21 protein-coding genes and 1 tRNA gene are annotated in these 17,631 nt (G+C 61.8%); 8 read left to right on the top strand and 14 right to left on the bottom strand.

The window, feature by feature from the left end; all coding sequences use genetic code 11:
• Nucleotides 1-13 precede the first annotated feature (13 nt).
• From NKH90_RS16305 to NKH90_RS16285, 5 genes are all read left to right on the top strand, one after another.
• Entirely contained in the window at nucleotides 14-1,549 is a 1,536-nt protein-coding gene (locus NKH90_RS16305; protein WP_352471993.1) for an undecaprenyl-phosphate glucose phosphotransferase, read from the top strand.
• On the top strand, nucleotides 1,546-2,835 hold the full coding sequence (locus tag NKH90_RS16300; RefSeq protein ID WP_352820066.1) for an O-antigen ligase family protein: 1,290 nt from the start codon (nucleotides 1,546-1,548) through the stop codon (nucleotides 2,833-2,835). Before NKH90_RS16305 ends, NKH90_RS16300 begins: the two co-directional genes overlap by 4 nt.
• Nucleotides 2,836-2,871: 36 nt before the next feature.
• Nucleotides 2,872-2,948: transfer RNA gene (locus NKH90_RS16295), tRNA-Pro, on the top strand.
• Between the two features lie 766 nt (nucleotides 2,949-3,714).
• Entirely contained in the window at nucleotides 3,715-3,948 is a 234-nt protein-coding gene (locus NKH90_RS16290; protein WP_352471996.1) for a hypothetical protein, read from the top strand.
• Nucleotides 3,949-4,095: 147 nt separating this feature from the next.
• Entirely contained in the window at nucleotides 4,096-4,290 is a 195-nt protein-coding gene (locus NKH90_RS16285; protein WP_023674517.1) for a hypothetical protein, read from the top strand.
• A 38-nt stretch (nucleotides 4,291-4,328) separates the two neighbouring features.
• Here NKH90_RS16285 and NKH90_RS16280 read toward each other — a convergent pair whose 3' ends face one another.
• Complete coding sequence (locus NKH90_RS16280; RefSeq protein ID WP_352471997.1) at nucleotides 4,329-4,787, bottom strand: YbaK/EbsC family protein; 459 nt, start codon at nucleotides 4,785-4,787, stop codon at nucleotides 4,329-4,331.
• Nucleotides 4,788-4,906: 119 nt separating this feature from the next.
• Nucleotides 4,907-5,185 carry a helix-turn-helix domain-containing protein gene (locus NKH90_RS16275; RefSeq protein ID WP_352471998.1) on the bottom strand — a complete coding sequence of 93 codons (279 nt, stop codon included), beginning with the start codon at nucleotides 5,183-5,185 and terminating at the stop codon, nucleotides 4,907-4,909.
• A 317-nt stretch (nucleotides 5,186-5,502) separates the two neighbouring features.
• Between NKH90_RS16275 and NKH90_RS16270 the strand changes: the two genes are divergently transcribed.
• Nucleotides 5,503-5,694, top strand: a complete 192-nt coding sequence (locus NKH90_RS16270) for a hypothetical protein (protein WP_023674514.1) — start codon at nucleotides 5,503-5,505, stop codon at nucleotides 5,692-5,694.
• A gap of 126 nt (nucleotides 5,695-5,820) precedes the next feature.
• On the opposite strand, the gene NKH90_RS16265 is transcribed toward NKH90_RS16270, so the two are convergent.
• From NKH90_RS16265 to NKH90_RS16235, 7 genes are all read right to left on the bottom strand, one after another.
• Nucleotides 5,821-6,162, bottom strand: a complete 342-nt coding sequence (locus NKH90_RS16265; RefSeq protein WP_352501526.1) for a hypothetical protein — start codon at nucleotides 6,160-6,162, stop codon at nucleotides 5,821-5,823.
• A gap of 74 nt (nucleotides 6,163-6,236) precedes the next feature.
• On the bottom strand, nucleotides 6,237-6,779 hold the full coding sequence (locus NKH90_RS16260; RefSeq protein WP_352682035.1) for a MerR family transcriptional regulator: 543 nt from the start codon (nucleotides 6,777-6,779) through the stop codon (nucleotides 6,237-6,239).
• A 244-nt stretch (nucleotides 6,780-7,023) separates the two neighbouring features.
• Nucleotides 7,024-7,347 (bottom strand): integration host factor subunit alpha, encoded by a 324-nt coding sequence (locus NKH90_RS16255; protein ID WP_023717292.1) that lies wholly within the window; start codon nucleotides 7,345-7,347, stop codon nucleotides 7,024-7,026.
• Between the two features lie 104 nt (nucleotides 7,348-7,451).
• A complete protein-coding gene (locus NKH90_RS16250) occupies nucleotides 7,452-8,423 on the bottom strand; it encodes a beta-ketoacyl-ACP synthase III (protein ID WP_023674509.1) in 972 nt (323 codons plus the stop codon).
• A 9-nt stretch (nucleotides 8,424-8,432) separates the two neighbouring features.
• Nucleotides 8,433-9,503 (bottom strand): phosphate acyltransferase PlsX, encoded by a 1,071-nt coding sequence (plsX, locus tag NKH90_RS16245; protein WP_352472001.1) that lies wholly within the window; start codon nucleotides 9,501-9,503, stop codon nucleotides 8,433-8,435.
• Between the two features lie 123 nt (nucleotides 9,504-9,626).
• On the bottom strand, nucleotides 9,627-10,175 hold the full coding sequence (locus tag NKH90_RS16240) for a YceD family protein (protein ID WP_352456592.1): 549 nt from the start codon (nucleotides 10,173-10,175) through the stop codon (nucleotides 9,627-9,629).
• Between the two features lie 40 nt (nucleotides 10,176-10,215).
• Entirely contained in the window at nucleotides 10,216-10,755 is a 540-nt protein-coding gene (locus NKH90_RS16235; protein WP_352501523.1) for a ubiquinol-cytochrome C chaperone family protein, read from the bottom strand.
• A 114-nt stretch (nucleotides 10,756-10,869) separates the two neighbouring features.
• Between NKH90_RS16235 and NKH90_RS16230 the strand changes: the two genes are divergently transcribed.
• Nucleotides 10,870-11,403 (top strand): outer membrane protein assembly factor BamE, encoded by a 534-nt coding sequence (locus NKH90_RS16230; protein ID WP_352472003.1) that lies wholly within the window; start codon nucleotides 10,870-10,872, stop codon nucleotides 11,401-11,403.
• Between the two features lie 123 nt (nucleotides 11,404-11,526).
• Here the strand turns inward: NKH90_RS16230 and NKH90_RS16225 are convergent, their stop codons facing one another.
• Both NKH90_RS16225 and NKH90_RS16220 read right to left on the bottom strand, forming a co-directional pair.
• Complete coding sequence (locus NKH90_RS16225; RefSeq protein WP_352501522.1) at nucleotides 11,527-13,668, bottom strand: sodium-translocating pyrophosphatase; 2,142 nt, start codon at nucleotides 13,666-13,668, stop codon at nucleotides 11,527-11,529.
• 251 nt (nucleotides 13,669-13,919) lie between these two features.
• A complete protein-coding gene (locus NKH90_RS16220; RefSeq protein ID WP_352820065.1) occupies nucleotides 13,920-14,420 on the bottom strand; it encodes a DUF2165 family protein in 501 nt (166 codons plus the stop codon).
• A gap of 79 nt (nucleotides 14,421-14,499) precedes the next feature.
• On the opposite strand from NKH90_RS16220, the gene NKH90_RS16215 reads away from it, so the two are divergent.
• Nucleotides 14,500-14,733, top strand: coding sequence for a hypothetical protein (locus NKH90_RS16215; RefSeq protein ID WP_352820064.1), 234 nt, complete (start codon nucleotides 14,500-14,502; stop codon nucleotides 14,731-14,733).
• Between the two features lie 27 nt (nucleotides 14,734-14,760).
• On the opposite strand, the gene NKH90_RS16210 is transcribed toward NKH90_RS16215, so the two are convergent.
• From NKH90_RS16210 to NKH90_RS16200, 3 genes are read right to left on the bottom strand one after another with little or no spacing between them, the layout of a single operon-like run.
• Complete coding sequence (locus tag NKH90_RS16210) at nucleotides 14,761-15,510, bottom strand: ABC transporter permease (protein WP_352820063.1); 750 nt, start codon at nucleotides 15,508-15,510, stop codon at nucleotides 14,761-14,763.
• Entirely contained in the window at nucleotides 15,507-16,445 is a 939-nt protein-coding gene (locus NKH90_RS16205) for an ABC transporter ATP-binding protein (protein ID WP_352770060.1), read from the bottom strand. The genes NKH90_RS16210 and NKH90_RS16205 overlap by 4 nt, the downstream gene beginning before the upstream one ends.
• On the bottom strand, nucleotides 16,442-17,617 hold the full coding sequence (locus NKH90_RS16200) for an ABC transporter permease (RefSeq protein WP_352501519.1): 1,176 nt from the start codon (nucleotides 17,615-17,617) through the stop codon (nucleotides 16,442-16,444). The genes NKH90_RS16205 and NKH90_RS16200 overlap by 4 nt, the downstream gene beginning before the upstream one ends.
• Between the last annotated feature and the right edge of the window lie 14 nt (nucleotides 17,618-17,631).

The raw sequence follows: 17,631 nt of genomic DNA, 5'->3' as shown, positions 1-17,631 counted from the left end.
CTGCGGACGCCCCATGAACGAAATCGACCCAGCGCGCCGTTTTTCGCTAGACGCGGTGCGCAAATTCGACGCCCCTGCCGAGAACAATACGGCCGGCGGCATGAACGATGTTGCCCGCCAGGTCGCCTCGCAATACCGGCGCGATACGATGTCGCCGATCATGGTGAGCGGCGTCCTGCGCATGGTGGAATTCGCGCTGCTGTTGGTGTCAGGTCTTGCCGTCTATTTCTATTATGTCGGCTTTTTCAACTATCTTGCCTGGCAATACTCACTGACGATCGCCGCCACTTCGTTCCTCGCGGTCGTTCTGTTCGACGTCACCGACCGCTACCAGATCGTCGCGCTGATGCGGCCGATCGCCAATTTCGGCCGTCTCCTGCTGGTCTGGGCCGGAACATTCGCCTTGATGGCGCTCACCGCCTTCACCATGAAAATGTCGGAAGACTATTCGCGCCTGCTCTTCGGCACATGGTTCGTCGTCGGTTTCGTGCTGATCCTGGGTCTCCGCCTGGTGATGTCGAAGCTGATCCGGCGCTGGGCGCGCGACGGGCGGATGGAGCGCCGGGCCGTCATCGTCGGCGGCGGGAAGGCCGCGGAGGTATTGATCCGCTCGGTCGAAAGGCAGCCCTACAACGACATCCGCATCTGCGGCATCTTCGACGACCGTGGTGACAAGCGGTCGCCGCCGGTTGTCGCCGGCTATCCCAAGCTCGGCACGATTTCCGAGCTCATCGAATTTGCCCGCATCGCGCGCATCGACATGCTGATCGTTTCGCTGCCGCTGACCGCCGAATCGCGCGTGCTGCAATTATTGAAGAAGCTGTGGGTGCTGCCGGTCGACATCCGGCTGTCGGCGCATTCGAATGCGCTGCAATTCAGGCCGCGCGCCTATTCCTACATCGGCTCGGTGCCGATGCTCGATATCTTCGACAAGCCGATCAACGACTGGGATTCGGTCGCCAAGCGCGCCTTCGACATTGTCTTTTCGATCATCGGCATCATCGTGTTCTCGCCGGTGATGCTGGCGACCGCAATCGCGATCAAACTCGACAGCAAGGGGCCGGTGCTGTTCCATCAGAAGCGGCACGGCTTCAACAACGAGATCATCGACGTCTACAAGTTCCGTTCGATGTATACCGACAAGGCGGACCCGACGGCCAAACAGACCGTGACCAAGAACGATCCGCGCGTCACCCGCGTCGGCCGCTTCATCCGCAAGACCTCGATCGACGAACTGCCGCAGTTTTTCAATTCGCTGTTCGGTTCGCTGTCGCTGGTCGGGCCGCGCCCGCACGCCATTGCCGCGCAGTCGCACAACCTCCTCTACAATGAAGTGGTCGACGGCTATTTCGCCCGCCACAAGGTCAAACCCGGTGTGACCGGCTGGGCGCAGATCAATGGCTGGCGCGGCGAGATGGACACCAACGAGAAGATTCGCATGCGGACGGAATACGACCTCTATTACATCGAGAACTGGTCGCTCTTGTTCGACCTCAGAATCCTGTTCCTGACGCCGATCCGCCTGCTCAATACGGAAAACGCGTATTGAGCGCGACGGCCTATGAATTGCCGGCGACGGCGGTCAACGCCAAGCTGATTGCATTGATTGCTTCGGGGGCGGTTTTCCTCGGTGTTTTCCTGTCGGGCTTCGTCATCGATGAACCGGCGCCATACGACCTCTATATGGTCGGGCTGATCGTGGTGTGGCCCTTGTTCGGCCTGCGCATACAACGCGCGGCGGTGCCGCTGCTGGTGCTGCTGGTGATCATGAACATCGGCGGCATGATCTCGATGACGCAGATGTCGGACCTCGCCGGCACGCCGCTCTATCTCGCCGTCTCGCTGTTCCTGGCCTTAACCGCGGTTTTTTTCGCTTCGGTAACGGCGGTCCGGCCCAGTCTCTACCGGGTGATCTTCGTCGCCTATGTGGTGTCGGCGGTGCTGACTTCGCTGGTCGGCATAGCCGGCTATTTCCATGCCTTTCCAGGAGCCGAGATCTTCACCAAATACGACCGTGCCGCCGGCGCCTTCCAGGACCCGAACGTGTTCGGTCCGTTCCTGGTGCTGCCCGGCATCTACCTGCTCTACCTGCTGCTTACCGGCTCGGTCGCACGCATGCCGCTATTGGCGGTGCCGTTGCTGATCATCACCGCCGGCATCTTCTTTTCCTTTTCGCGCGGCGCCTGGGGCATGTTCGCCGTTTCGGCGATCCTTTTGACCGGTGCCTTGTTCCTGCAGAGCGCCAGCGGCAAGTTCAGGCTGCGCGTCGTCGTCATGACCATCGCCGCCGTCGGACTGCTGGTCATCGCAATGATCGTCATCCTGCAACTGCCAGGAGTCGCCGAAATGTTCTCGAACCGCGCACAGCTCGAACAAAGCTACGACACCGCCCGGCTCGGCCGCTTCGCCCGCTATACGATCGGCTTTCAGATGGCACTGGAGCATCCTTTCGGCATCGGCCCGCTCGTCTTCGGCAAGATGTTCGGCGAGGACACGCACGACATCTGGCTGAAGATGCTGATGGATTACGGCTGGCTCGGCTTCGTGTCGTTCCTGACGCTGACGTGCTGGACGATCGCCGCCGGCTTCCGCATTCTGCTGCGCGACCGGCCGTGGCAGCCTTATCTTCTATGCGCCTACGTCGCCTTCATCGGCAATATCGGGCTCGGCACCTTCATCGACATCGACCACTGGCGCCACGTCTACCTGCTGCTCGGCTTGATCTGGGGTGCCATCGCGCTCGAATACCGCCACCAGTGGCAGCTGCGGGCGACGCAGCGACCGGCAATCCCCGTCGCGGTTGCTTCAGGCAAGACAGCAACCGAATTCGGTTGACCGGACCCGGTCTATCACGATACATCGCGACCGGTCCGGAGTGTAGCGCAGCCCGGTAGCGCACTTGACTGGGGGTCAAGGGGTCGTCGGTTCGAATCCGGCCACTCCGACCATTAAAATCCAAAGGCTTAGCCAGTTTTCCCCCAAAACTGGCTGTACAGACGATAGCCGCACTGCAGCAGCGCAACATACGCAGGCGTGATCTCATCGAGGGAACCGATCACGCATCACTCGTGCGCGAGGCACGGAGGCTGGCGTCTAGCCAGAAGCCCACCGAGAAACCGCGCGGTAATGGCTAGGTAAGCTTTGCTGCGTACGCCAACCTTTATCGTGAGAAAAGGTCCCGCCGCACATGCCAGAACGGCGGGACTCGATCAGGCGCCTTGCATCAGGCAGGGTGACTCGGGGGTTGGGCATGCCCGGTGCGCGCGGATCGTACTGAACCCTAGGCGCATCAGCTGCAATGCGTCCACCAACCGTCGGTTGGAAAGAACTAATTCAATCCCGACGGCTGGCCTGGCCTGAACAGGCGCGCGCTCAAGGCTCAGTTTCTTCCCGGGGAGGAGCTTTTTGGTCAGGACAATCAGGATAGGGCAATTCTTCACACGGAGAGGGCCTATCGCCAACGCTGCGATAATGTTCCGCGAGTTTTGCGAAACCGTAGGCGAAGGCGAAAAGAAGCGCGAGGACAACCGCTATTCGGACGGCCATACCGTATTGTAGCAGGATCCTCGCATTGGAGCGCGCGGCGTTTTGGTACGTTTGAATGTTGAGTTCGAAAAAGGTTGGCTCTAGTTGAATTGCCGTCGTCCGCAGTTGTAAGGGCGAGCGGACGCTACGAAGATGCCACGCGCTTTCGCCCTTTTCGGGAGAGATGCAATGTCGCTTCAAGGAGTTGCCTGTCCTGCCGAGCTGACCATGTTGACCAAGGCACTTGATGCCCGATGCCGTGAACTAGGCCTCGCTGATGGAGATCCAGGCAGAGAAGTGCTCGGCCGCAGAGTGATGGATTTATTTGAAAGTGGTCAGCTCAGCGCCGAAGATTTGAGACTGGCTCTGAGCGGCGAGATCTTTAACGCCAAAAATCCTCCGGCCGGAGCCAGTGGGCCTTGATACGGCAAGCGGCTATCCGCGCAGCCATTTGAATTACTGGCCCAGCGTCGGCTTCCGTGTGCGCAGGAGCGCGTGTGAACAAATGTGATTTTGCGGTCGGTGCCAGACGGGCTAACTTTACCCATCGAACGAAAGAGGAGAATGATCATGAAGACATTCCTCGCAATAGCCGCGGCACTGACCATGTCCATATCAGCTGCCTCTGCGGATTGCCCCGCGCATTCCAAGGTTCAGGCATCGGTCGACACGCAGACGAAGACAGCAAGCGTCGAGAAGGCCGATATGTCGACTGTCACGGACGCTCAGACGATCAAGAAAGAAGAGCCACAGAAGACCGAGTAGCGGTAACGCTCAGCGGATTCCACGACCCGGATAAATCGCTACTGGCACACATCCACCCACTCGGCGTCGACGAGTTCGGCCAGGCGTTGCGGGCTGAGCCGCACGGCGGCATTCGTCGCGCCTGCCGCCGGGACGACCTCGTCAAAGGCGCGCAGCGAGATGTCGCAGTAGACCGGGAGCGGCGCCGGTAGGCCGAACGGGCACACCCCACCGACGGGATGGTTGGTCGCGGCGAGCACCTGGTCGGCGTCCAGCATTCGCGCCTTGCCACCAAACCGGTCCTTGAATTTGCGATTGTCCAGCCTGGAGATCCCGCTGGCCACGATCAGCATCGTCTGGTCGCCGGCGCGCAAGCAGATCGTCTTGGCAATCTGCGCCGGCGCTACGCCATGCGCTTCGGCGGCCAGAGCCACCGTCGCCGAGCTTGCCTCCGTGACGATGACGTCAATGTCGGCCGCGTGTGCGGCGAAGAAGGCGCGAACGGATTCGAGGCTCATCTCCAGCAATTTCCGTCTGGCGTCGCCGTGGCGGCCGGCAAGTCCACTACGTGGCCGAAAAAACGAAGCCCGCCAGGGCGACCCATGGCGAGCTCGTGGAATAAAAGCATGACACGTCGCTACGACACGGATCGCCTTTTGGCAGGCAACACGGCTTCGTCAAACAGAGCGCTTTCCGGAAGTTGAAGCGCGGAGGCAATACGCCGACGTTTCGAGGGATCGGCATCCTTGCCGCTTTCAACGTCGGCAATCTCATAGGCTGCCAGCCCGCACGCCAGGGACAGCTCTTCGATGCTGTATCCACGGGCTTCCCGGGCGGTTCGGACGGCACTGCGTTCAGGCGTAACCGCGCTCGCCGCCAGTTCGGAATAAGGTTCGCGTTTTGCTATTTGGGGCATTGGCAACTCCGTGGGATGAAAGAGTTAGATCAAATCATGTTGTTGCCTGAGACGATCGGGAGAATGCCCGCTCGCCGGTGATTTGCCAAGCATCAAAGATAGCGTCACGGCATCGTGAACCGACGCCGGAATGGATGGCGGATGCCGGCGAGCTGACATCTGGCCGGATCCTCAGCAGACACAGTTCGGAAACAAAATTCTACAGGCCGGAGAAACTGCCGAAAAACTCCAAGGCGATAGTCCCAACCGCAGCGCTCGAGTCACCGACCTGAATCAGTGACGCTCAAATTCCGCCTGCGCAAAAAGGAAACGATGTCATGAAGAAGCCTCTTCTCTCCGCTCTTGGACTTGCAATCGCACTTGCACTCTCGATGCCGATCATCGGCGCAAGCAGCGCGAATGCGACGACGATGCACACCACCGTCAAGAAGCATCACCGCCATCACTACCATCACCGCGTCCACCACTACCGCCACCATCACAAGAAGGTTGTCGCGAAGAAGTACTGAAAACACCCTCGGGCGAACAACCCGCAATCAGGCGTTCTGGTCCTGGATCAAGGGCGGCGCGCTTGCCGGGTTTGCCGTGTCGGCGAAAAATGGCGGCGGTCCGCTGACCACCGCCATTTGCTTTTCTTAACGTGCCGACCTTGAACGCGCTCGCGGCGCGTTTTGCTGTCGGCCGCCGAGGAACAGACTGGCGACGAGCCCGACCAGAACCAGCCCGACAGCGGCCGCCGTCGCCGGGTGATCTCGGGCGGTCTTCTCGATCGCCCGGCCTTGCCTTCTGATTGCCGGCAAGGCGTTGCCGAGCCGCTCAGTGATATCCGAATAGTAATCCGACGCGGTATCGCGCCCGTCTTCGTAAAAGGCGCCGCCCTGCTTCAACACGGCTTTCTTCAAGGTGGCCAGTTCCCTGGCCAAGGCCGCGACCTGCTTGTTGAGATCGGTGTCGGAGATGCTCGAAAGCGATGCCATGACGTGCTTCCTTCATCTGCAGAAGGAAGCCTAACGCATGACCCTGAAGACCGTTCCGGTCAACCCGGCGGGCTCTAGCGAACCTGATCTAGCAGGCGCTTGCATTCCAGGAGGTCGAACAGCGCCTCCTGCAGCAACGCGCGATTGTCACGGGAAAGTTTTGACGTGTCCGGCGGAACCGGACCTTCCTCGTCGGTCTTGCCCATACCGAAAAAACGACGGCTGGGTTTCACCCTCGGCTGGCCAACCAGCATTTCGTCGTCCGGGCCGCGCGGCTGCGCCGCTTGCGTCAGCGGTACCGTGTCGGCCTGTCGGCGCTGCGAGATCGCCTCGACCGCCGCCATGTCGCCACTGCCGACGGCGATCAGAAACTGGTTGCCGTTCTCGCGCAACAGCTTCTGCACGCCCTTGATCGTATAGCCCTGGTCGTAGAGCATATGACGAATACCCTTGATCAGTTCGACGTCCTGCGGACGGTAGTAGCGGCGGCCGCCGCCGCGCTTCATCGGCTTGATCTGGTTGAAACGCGTCTCCCAGAAACGCAGCACGTGCTGCGGCAAATCCAGATCCTCCGCGACCTCGCTGATGGTGCGGAAAGCATCAGGGCTCTTGTCCATGGACGAATCCTCACGCTAGAGCATGATCGCGAAAGGCGGGAACCGGGTTCGGGCGACATCACGCTTAACAAAGAGAGCAGCTTTCCGTCCCGGCGGAACGGATCACACCCAATACCGATCCGGCCTACCGAATCGCATCTTATTTCAGCGGTTTATGAAACAATATTCAAGCCCGGCGCAAAAGCAGGGTTCATTTTTCAACCGAAGCCTGGAGCATGATTCTTGGCAAAGGGGGATTGGGCGGCTACTTGCTGCCCTTGGCTTTGCTGTTTTGATGGGAGCGCAGGATACGGTTCTTCAGTACGTTCGACGACTTGAAGGTCATCACCCGGCGCGGCAGGATCGGCACTTCCTCACCGGTCTTGGGATTGCGCCCGATGCGCTCGTTCTTGGAGCGGACGTGGAAGGTCGCGAAGGACGACAGCTTCACCGTCTCGCCGCGAACGATCGCCTCGCAGATCTCATTCAGCACCGCCTCGACAAGCTCGGCCGATTCAGTACGTGACAGCCCAACCTTGCGGTAAACGGCTTCGGCGAGGTCGGCGCGCGTAAGTGTCTTTCCCCCCATACGAACCGTCCCATCAGCTCAAAAACATAAATCGATACAAGCAACGGCAGAACCTAAGTAATTGATCCGTCAAGGTCAAGGACCCGAACCCGATAGTTCGGCACTTACCAGCGGAGCAGGACGGCACCCCAGGTGAAGCCGCCGCCCATCGCCTCGAGCAGTACCAGGTCACCCTTTTTGATGCGACCGTCGGCGACGGCTGCGGACAGTGCCAGCGGCACGGAAGCCGCCGAGGTATTACCGTGCAAATCGACGGTCACCACCACCTTCCGCTCCTCTATCCCGAGCTTTTTGGCCGAAGCGTCAATAATTCGTTTATTGGCTTGATGCGGCACGAACCAGTCGAGATCGGCGGCGCCGATGCCGGCCTGTGCGAAAGTCGCCTCGATGACGTCGGTGATCATGCCGACCGCATGCTTGAACACTTCGCGGCCTTCCATCCTGAGGTGCCCGACCGTTCCGGTGGTCGACGGCCCACCGTCGACAAAAAGCTTGTCCTTGTGGATGCCGTCGGAGCGCAGGCTGGCCGCCAGAACGCCTCGGTCGGCGATGCCGCCTGCCCCCGTGCCTGCTTCCAGCACCATCGCGCCGGCGCCGTCGCCGAACAAAACGCAGGTCGAGCGGTCGTTCCAGTCGAGAATACGCGAAAATGTTTCCGAGCCGATCACCAGTACCCGTCTGGCCAAGCCGCCGCGGATATAGAGGTCGGCGGTCGTCACTGCATAGACGAAGCCGGAGCAGACCGCCTGCAGGTCGAAGGCAAAACCGTGGTGCATGCCGAGCCGGTTCTGGATCTCGACCGCGGTCGCGGGAAAGGTGTTGTTGGGCGTCGAGGTCGCCAGCACGATCAGGTCGATGTCGTCAGCCGTCAGGCCGGCACTGTCGAGGGCCGCGCGCGCTGCCGCCTCGCCCAGCGAGGCCGTCGTCTCGTCGTCGGCCGCAATGTGGCGCTGGCGAATGCCGGTGCGCTGGACGATCCACTCGTCCGACGTCTCGACCATGCCTTCGAAATCGGCATTCTTCATAATGCGGCGGGGCAGCGCGGCGCCCGTGCCGCGCACGACGGATCTGATCAATGCTCTTTCCTATTCCTTTGCGTCGATGACGACGTCGGATTTCCGGATTGTCTGGGCATTCGGATTGCGGGCATGGAACAGGTCGAGATCGGCTTCGATGCGGTCAAGCAGATTGTTGCGCACCATGTCGTAGCCAAGCTCGATCGCCGCCGCGAAGCCATCCGAATCAGCCCCGCCATGGCTCTTCACCACGATGCCGTTCAATCCGAGGAAGACGCCGCCATTGGAGCGGCCGACATCCATCTTCTCGCGCAGGCGATCGAAGGCGGTCTTGGCGAAGATATAGCCGATCCTGGCCATCAGCGTCCGGTTCATCGCCGCGCGCAGATAGCCGGCGATCTGCCTAACGGTGCCTTCCGCCGTCTTCAGCGCGATGTTGCCGGCAAATCCCTCGGTAACGACGACGTCGACACTGCCCTTGCCGATGTCGTCACCCTCGACAAAGCCATGGTAGTTCATCGAGGCCATGTTGGCCTCGCGCAACATACGACCCGCCTCCTTGACCTCTTCCTGACCCTTGATCTCCTCGACGCCGACATTGAGCAGCCCGACGCTCGGCCGTTCGATGCCGAAAACCGAGCGCGCCATGCCGGTGCCCAGAATGGCAAAATCAACCAGTTGATGCGCATCCGCGCCAATGGTGGCGCCGACGTCCAGCACCACGCTCTCGCCGCGCAATGTCGGCCAGAGCGCCGCGATTGCCGGGCGATCGATGGTCGCCATGGTGCGAAGGCAGAATCTGGACATTGCCATCAGCGCGCCGGTATTGCCGGCCGAGATGCAGGCGTCGGCAGTGCCTGCCTTGACCGCCTCGACGGCCTTCCACATCGATGACTTCCAGCGGCCATGGCGCAGCGCCTGGCTCGGCTTGTCGTCCATCCGCACTGCGATCTCGCAGTGCACGAACTCACTCACTTCCGCCAGCTTGGGGAATTTGGCGAGTTCGGGCCGTACCACTTCTTCGCGCCCATAAATGACGAAGCGTATATCCGGACGGCGGGTGGCGACAGTCATGAGCGCCGGGATGACCACGCTTGGCCCGTGATCGCCGCCCATGGCATCGATGGAAATCCTGATCACGCGGTGTTCATCTCACGGTTGATTGGCCAGCGGGCTTGCCAAGGTGCGGGGCTCGCGAAGGTTCGGCGAAAATAACGGTTTTGGGCTGCCGCACAACCAACTTTTCTCAAATTGGGTCAGCCATCAGGATTTTCCCAACAGTGATCTGAGCTTTTGCTGGAATTCATTCTCCACAGGCTCGGCATCGCCGGCGGCCTCCAGCGATACACCCGGCTTGCGCGGATATGGATCGATCGCCAAGCCAAAGAACTGCTCGGCAAGCGCCCCGACGTCGATCGCATCGCCGGAAAAGGTTTCCGGGCTGTCGGGGCCTTCGGCGTCGAGCAGAATCTCACCGCCGCCGTCGAAACCTTGCCGCCCGAGCTTGGATTGCTCCGGCAGGAACAGCGCTTCGACCGGCTCGTCGATATGCGCCTCGACCGGGTCGAGGGTGACGATGCAGGCCTGCGTTATATCGGCCTCGACATGGCCGCTGACTTTCACCCCGTTGCGTTTCCAGGGCTCGACCAGGAGTTCGGCGCGATAATTCTCGACCGAAAGCAGCTCGTGCTCGACGGCCAGCAGGGCGCGCTGCCCAGCGTCGGCATCGATCACCACCGGCAGCCCCTTTTGCGGCAGCCGGGCGACATTTGCCAGGAATGACACTGGGCTGTGGGTATCAGGGTGTTTCATCTTCGCCTCCACTTCGCCACCTTCATCGGCCTGCCGTCGCTCAAGCGTTGGCCACGGGAAATGACACCGTTCCGGAAACGATCGATTCGGTCGGCTGTTCCGCGAGTTGCCTTGATGCATCGGCGGCATAGAGTGCCAGTTGCGACGCTTGCGGCCAGGCGCCGGCATCCGGCCTGACATTGCGGGCAAGGGCGACGGCGAGTGCATCATGGTCATTTCTTTGCAGCGCATCATCATAGGCGGCGGTACGGCCATAGAACATTTTCGCCAGTTTCCGCATTCGCTTCGGCACGCCGACGTCGCCAATGCCCAATTCACGCAACGAATGTTCGACATCCATGAAGAACTCGTCGATCAGCACCTGCGCAACCTCTGCCGCAGCACCGCCCTCGCCGCGCAACCGGTGCTGAAACAGGAACATGTGCAACGACAGCATCTCGAAGCGGCCGAGCGGCGTGTCCGGTACGTTCCAGGCGGAATAAAACACCGTTTGCCGCGCCGCCGCCACGATTTGTGCGTAGAGCGCCTCGGTGATGGCGCGGTTGGCATGTCGTTCGCGGCCAAAGAGGCGCTGGAACATTTGAGGGTGGTCTCCCGGGACCGTTTGTTGAAGTGGCCTTGTTGCATCGGCAAGCAAGCTGGTTTACCGGTTTTGCGGCCCAGCGCAAGTTGCGGCCAGCTTATGGAGTTGTAGTTGCGCGCGCTGAAATTCAAGTCGACTTTCCTGCCCAAGCCCGGCGGTGCGGTTTCGCTGCTGGTGATCGCTGCGGCACTTTCCGCCTGCAATTCGTCCAAGATGATCGGCGATCTCAATCCGAGCGAGACGCTGACGCAAGGCTACGTCATAGACCAGCAGGCGATCGACCTGGTGCCGGTCGGCTCAAGCCGCGAACAGGTGCTGCTGGCGCTCGGCACTCCCTCGACGAAGGCGACCTTCGATAACGAGGCCTTTTATTACATTTCGCAGACGCGCAAGCGCTATGTCGCCTTCGACAAGCCGCGGCTGGTCGACCAGCATGTGCTGGCGGTCTATTTTGGCGATGACGGGCGCGTCACCCAGATCGCCAATTACGGCTTGAAGGACGGCAAGGTGTTCGACTTCATCTCGCGCACCACGCCGACCGGCGGCAAGGACCAGAACTTCCTCAGCCAGATCATCAGTGGCGCCAGCAAGCTGGCGCCTGGTATTCCCGGCGCCAGCGGCGGCAGCACGCTCGGCGGCAGCTGATCCACCCGAGGGTGTCGGCTTCCTTCCGTTCCTTTCGCTTCCCTGTAAGCGGGATATCTCAGGCAATGAAGAGCCCGCGGGAGCGATCCCGCGGGTTTTGTTTTAAGGCCATAGCGACCGAGCTTAGCCGTGCGCGAGAACGGCCAGCAACAGCAGCGCGACGATGTTGGTGATCTTGATCGCCGGGTTGACCGCTGGGCCGGCAGTATCCTTGTAGGGATCGCCGACCGTGTCGCCGGTCACCGAAGCCTTGTGCGCTTCGGAGCCCTTGATGTGCTTGAGGCCGTCCTTGTCGACGAAACCATCTTCGAACGACTTCTTGGCGTTGTCCCAGGCGCCGCCGCCGGAGGTCATCGAGATGGCGACGAACAGGCCGTTGACGATGACGCCGAGCAGCGAGGCGCCAAGCGCGGCAAAGGCGGATGCCTTCGAACCGGAGATCAGGAGGACGCCGAAATAGACCACCAGCGGCGCCAGCACCGGCAGCAATGACGGAACGATCATCTCCCGGATCGCTGCCTTGGTCAGAAGGTCGACGGCGCGCGCATAGTTCGGCTTCGAGGTGCCTGCCATGATGCCCGGATCCTCCCGGAACTGCTTGCGCACCTCCTGGACGATAGCACCCGCGGCGCGGCCGACGGCGGTCATGGCGATGCCGCCGAACAGATACGGGATCAGGCCACCGAAGATCAGGCCGGCGACGACGTAAGGATTGGAGAGGTCGAAGGAGACGTCGCCCATGCCCTGGAAGTAGGGGTATTTGTCGCCATTGGCGGCAAAGAACTTCAGGTCGTTAGAGTAGGCCGCGAACAGCACCAGCGCGCCGAGGCCGGCCGAACCGATGGCGTAGCCCTTGGTTACCGCCTTGGTGGTGTTGCCGACAGCGTCGAGCGCGTCGGTTGACTGGCGCACTTCCTTGGGTAGGCCGGCCATTTCGGCAATGCCGCCGGCATTGTCAGTGACCGGGCCGAAGGCATCGAGCGCGACGATCATGCCGGCGAGGCCAAGCATCGTCGTCACCGCGATCGCCGTGCCGTAGAGGCCGGCGAGCTGGTATGTCGAGATGATGCCGCCGACGATGACGATCGCCGGCAACGCCGTCGCTTCCAGCGAGACCGCGAGGCCCTGGATGACATTGGTGCCGTGACCGGTGACCGAGGCCTGGGCGATGGAGTTCACCGGACGCTTGTTGGTGCCGGTATAATATTCGGTGATCACCACGATGAGGCCGGTCACCGCAAGGCCGACAAGGCCGCAGATGAACAGGTTCGTGCCGGTGATGGTCATGCCGGCGACGGTGCCGATCTCACCCCAGCCGATGCATGCCGAGGTGGCCACGGCAAGGCCGACAATTGACAGCAGGCCGGTGACGATCAGGCCCTTGTAGAGCGCGCCCATGATCGAGCCGCTGGAACCGAGCTTGACGAAGAAAGTGCCGACGATCGAGGTGAGAATGCAGGCGCCGCAGATGGCCAGCGGATAGAGCATGGCCGCGCCGAGAACGTCGGTGCCACCGAAGAAGATGGCGGCGAGGACCATGGTGGCGACCACGGTCACCGCATAGGTCTCGAACAGGTCGGCGGCCATGCCGGCGCAATCGCCGACATTGTCGCCGACATTGTCGGCAATGGTGGCCGGATTGCGTGGATCGTCTTCGGGAATGCCGGCTTCAACCTTGCCGACAAGATCGCCGCCGACGTCGGCGCCCTTGGTGAAGATGCCGCCGCCGAGACGGGCGAAGATCGAGATCAGCGAGGCGCCGAAGCCGAGCGAAACAAGCGAGTCGATGACGACGCGATCGTTTGGCTGCAGACCCATGAACTGGGTCAGGATCAGGTAGTAGATCGAGACGCCGAGCAGCGCCAGGCCAGCAACCAGCATGCCAGTGATGGCGCCCGACTTGAAGGCGATCTCGAGGCCGGCAGCGAGGCTGTTGGAAGCCGCCTGCGCGGTACGCACATTAGCGCGCACCGAGACGTGCATGCCGATGAAGCCAGCGGCACCCGATAGAACGGCGCCGATCAGGAAGCCGATGGCGGCGGTGATCGAAAGCAGCCACCAGGCAAGCAGCAGGACCACGACGCCGACGATGGCGATGGTGGTGTACTGGCGCGCCAGATAAGCCTGCGCGCCTTCGCGGATGGCCGCGGAAATTTCCTGCATGCGTGCATTGCCCTGATCGGCCGCGAGGACCGAACGTGTCGCCCAGATGGCGTAAAGGACTGAAAGCAGACCGCAGGCGATGACAGCTGAAATTATGGTCATTGCCGAATTTTCCTCGATTGGTGGCCCAAAAGAACCCCTCCCCGGGCCGTTGAGACAGGGGACGAATTTTCCGCAACCGGAATCCGTCCCTTCGCAGCGGCTTATGCGAAACAGGGCTCGGAACGTCAAGATATTGTTCCGTTCCTGTCCGGCTTTCGCCCAAAAGATCCCGGGTTTCGCCCAAAAGGCTGGACGGCAGCGCCTGTCGACACTGCCATCCGGTTAGATCGGTTGAAATCGGCGAACAGTGGTCAGGCTTTACGCGGGTCCCCGTCCGGCTGGACGACGAAGACCAGCACCAGCAGCATGGTGATGTAAAATTTGAACGCCGCCTCCTGACCATTCCAAGTCGAAGACTGCCACATGGCGAACCACTCGCCGCCAACGACCATGAAGCCGAAATACCAAACGAGGAAGCCCATTGTGGCGGCAATGATGGCGAACTTCTTGGCATCGTTGAAAGCCTGTCCGCTGGCGTTGCGTGCCTGCCAGAGTTGCCAGGCGGCGATTAGGTAAAGCAGGCAGGTCAGAGCCTCGCCAATGATGATCAGCCAGTAGCCAGCCGTCCACAGCGACGGGTTGATGATCGAGCGGTACATCAGTGCATTGCCGGGAAAGGTCGTGTCCATGCTCAGCACATGCTGGACAAAGGCGAAGTTTGAGCCGTAATCGGTGATGTTGCCGAAGGCGACGAGGAAGGCGAAAGCCGCCAGACACAAACACATGACGATCTTGGAGAAACGCGCGGTCATGGCAAGAACTCCTGCTGAAAGATCGGGGCATCGCACTCATCAATCGCCGAGTCCCGAAGATCGCGCAACGGGTGGGCCAGTGATCATCGTGCTCACAGCCATTGCGAGACATTATGCCGGCAAGCAAGACATTGCCGAGACTGTCGAAGCCCTCGATCTCGACAGTGATTGCGCGGTGGGCGACTTGGTCTCTGTGGTTAGAGCCGACACACAGCACGACTTCGCCATCATCCGCCGCCGCTGGATCACCGGCGAGACGAGCACAACGCTGGAACTGACGCTCGATCATCCGACGCGGTCGACCGGCCACTGAAAAAAGAGCGAACTTCGCCCCGAGACGCTACTCGGGCTCGCGTCCCATGCGCCGGGCGGTATAGCGCTCGACCGCCGACAGCCCGTCATAGATCAGCACGGCAAGGGCGGCGACGATCAGGCCACCCTGCAGGATGAAGGCGAGGTTGTTCGACAGCAGGCCGGCGATGATCACCTCGCCCAGTGTCCTCGCCGCTACCGTCGAGCCGATGGTCGCGGTGGCGAGGCTGATCACCACCGACAGCCGGATACCACCGAGAATGATCGGCGCGCTGAGCGGCAGCTCGACCTTGACCAGTCTTTGCCAGCCGGTCATGCCGGCGCCACGCGCCGTCTCGACTACGTTGGCCGGCAGCGTCGTCAGGCCGGTCAGCGCATTCTCGAAGATCGGCAGCAGTCCGTAGAGAAACAGCGCAATCAGCGTCGGCTTTTCGCCGAAGCCGACGGCCGGCACGGCAAGCGCCAGCACCGCCACCGGCGGAAAGGTCTGGCCGATATTGACCAGGCTGCGCGACAGCGGCAGGAATTCGGCGCCGGCTGGCCTGGTGACCAGAATGGCGAGCGCGACCGCAACGACCGTCGCGGCAACGGTCGCGATCAGCACGGTCCGCAGATGCAGCAGCGTCAACGTCAAAAGGCTGCCCTGATTGTAGATTACCGGCGCGTTGTTCTCTGTCAGCGGCTTCAGCAGCGGTTCGAACCAGCCGGGATTGGTGACGAAGGCAATAAGCATCACCACCAGGGCAAGCCTGAGCAGCAAGGGAAACCAGGCTTTCATGCAGGCCTCGCCGCGCGCTTAACCAGCCCGTCCACAGTGACGCGGCCAAGCGGCTTGCCGTCGGCATCTTTCACCGGAAGTGCCGGGCGGCCCGACCACAGGAGTTCGGCGAGCGCGTCGCGTTGGCTGGCGTCACCGGGGATCGCCTCGCCTTCGGCCGTGCCTTTTTCCACCGCGTCGCGCACCCGGCCAAGCGACAACAGCCGGAACGGTTTTTCACTGGCGCCAACCAGGGTCTCGACAAACGCGCTGGCCGGTTTCGCCAGTATCTCGGCCGGCGCGGCATATTGCACTACTTTGCCGCCATCCATCACCGCGATCTTGTCGCCCATGTGAACGGCCTCTTCCATGTCATGGGTGACGAGGATGATGGTGGTGCCGAAGCGTTTCTGGATCGCCAGCAGATCCTCCTGCGCCTTGTTGCGGATGATCGGATCGAGCGCGCCGAAGGGCTCATCCATCAACAGCACGTTGGGTTCCGCGGCAAGCGCCCGGGCGACGCCGACGCGCTGCTGCTGACCGCCGGAAAGCTCATGCGGATAGCGTGGCCCGTAGGCTTGCGGGTCGAGCTGGTATAGCGTCATCAGCTCGTCGACGCGGGCCTTGATGCGGTTGGCGTCCCAGCCGAGCAATACCGGCACAGTGGCGATGTTCTGCGCCACCGTGCGATGCGGAAACAGCCCGTGGCCCTGGATGGCATAGCCGATGCTGCGGCGCAGCTCATAATCCGGGACCGAGCGGTTGTCGACGCCGTCGAGCTTGATCACGCCCGATGTCGGCTCGACCAGCCGGTTTATCATGCGAAGCAGCGTCGTCTTGCCGGAGCCGGAGGTGCCGACGATGACGGCGATGCTGCGCGGCTCGATTACTATCGACACGTCGTCGACGACTGTCGTCTCGCCGAAGCGCTTGGTGACGCCTTCGATCTCGATCATGCCGTTTCAACCCTGCGCTTGCTGGCGCTCATTTCGATCACTGCATCGAGGATGATGGCAGCGGCGAAGGCCAGCACCACCGTCGGAACAGCACCGAGCAGCACCAGGTCCATCGCCGTCTGGCCGACCCCTTGGAATACGAACACGCCAAAGCCGCCGCCGCCGATCAACGCGGCAATCGTGGCGAGGCCGATATTCTGCACCAGCACGATGCGGATGCCGGTGAGGATCACCGGGAAGGCCAGCGGAAACTCGACGCCGAACAGCCGCTGGCGGTCGGTCATGCCCATGCCGCGCGCTGCGTCGTTGGCGGCACGCGGCACACCGGCAAGGCCGACCACGGTGTTGGCCACTACCGGCAGCAGTGAATAGAGGAACAAAGCGACGAAAGCCGGCGCTGTACCGATGCCGCGAATGCCGAGCGCGGCAGCACCCGGAACATGCGAAGCGACCCAGCCGAGCGGTGCAATCAAGAGGCCGAACAGCGCGATCGAAGGAATGGTCTGGATGATGTTCAGCACGTTGAGCACGCCGGCCCGCAATTTCTCGACGCGATGGCAGAGGATGCCGAGCGGCAGGCCGATAATCACCGCTGCCGCCAGCGAACCCAGCGCCAGCGTCACGTGCTTGGAGCCTTCCGCCCAAAAACTATCGGCGCGATTGAAATATTCCTTGAGGATCGACAGGCTGTTCCAGCTTCCCGAGACGAGCAGCAGCCCGATCGCCGCGGCGGCGACAACAAGCACGCCGATCCGTGCCTGCGGCGACAGGTTCAGCCGCGTAAGCACGTCGGCGAGCAGAAGCGTGAAGGCGAAGATGAGCAGCCAAAAGCCCGAAGCCGGCGAGATACGGGCGAAGGTGTTGCCGGCGGGTGTCAGGAAACTGCCGGCGACGCCGATCAGCAGCGCCAGCGCTGCAAGCGCAACCACACTGGCGGCGAGGCGCAGAGCAAGCGGCGTTTTCAGCAGCGCAATGAGCGCCGCTGCGACGACAATCGCCATCAACAGCGGACCGACCGTCGCAGGCAAAGATTCGAGGATCGAGCGCGCCTCGCCGGGTACGATGCGATTGGCGCGGAAGGTGGCGAATGGCGCCGCAAAAGCCGCATAGGCCGATATCGCCGCGATGACCACGCCGAGCTTGTCGAACCGGATGCGCACGCCCTCCCCCATCGGCCGATCCGGCG

This window comes from Mesorhizobium sp. M0898 (assembly GCF_040319695.1).
Lineage (GTDB): Bacteria > Pseudomonadota > Alphaproteobacteria > Rhizobiales > Rhizobiaceae > Mesorhizobium.
This window is presented reverse-complemented; position numbering and strand designations above follow the sequence as displayed.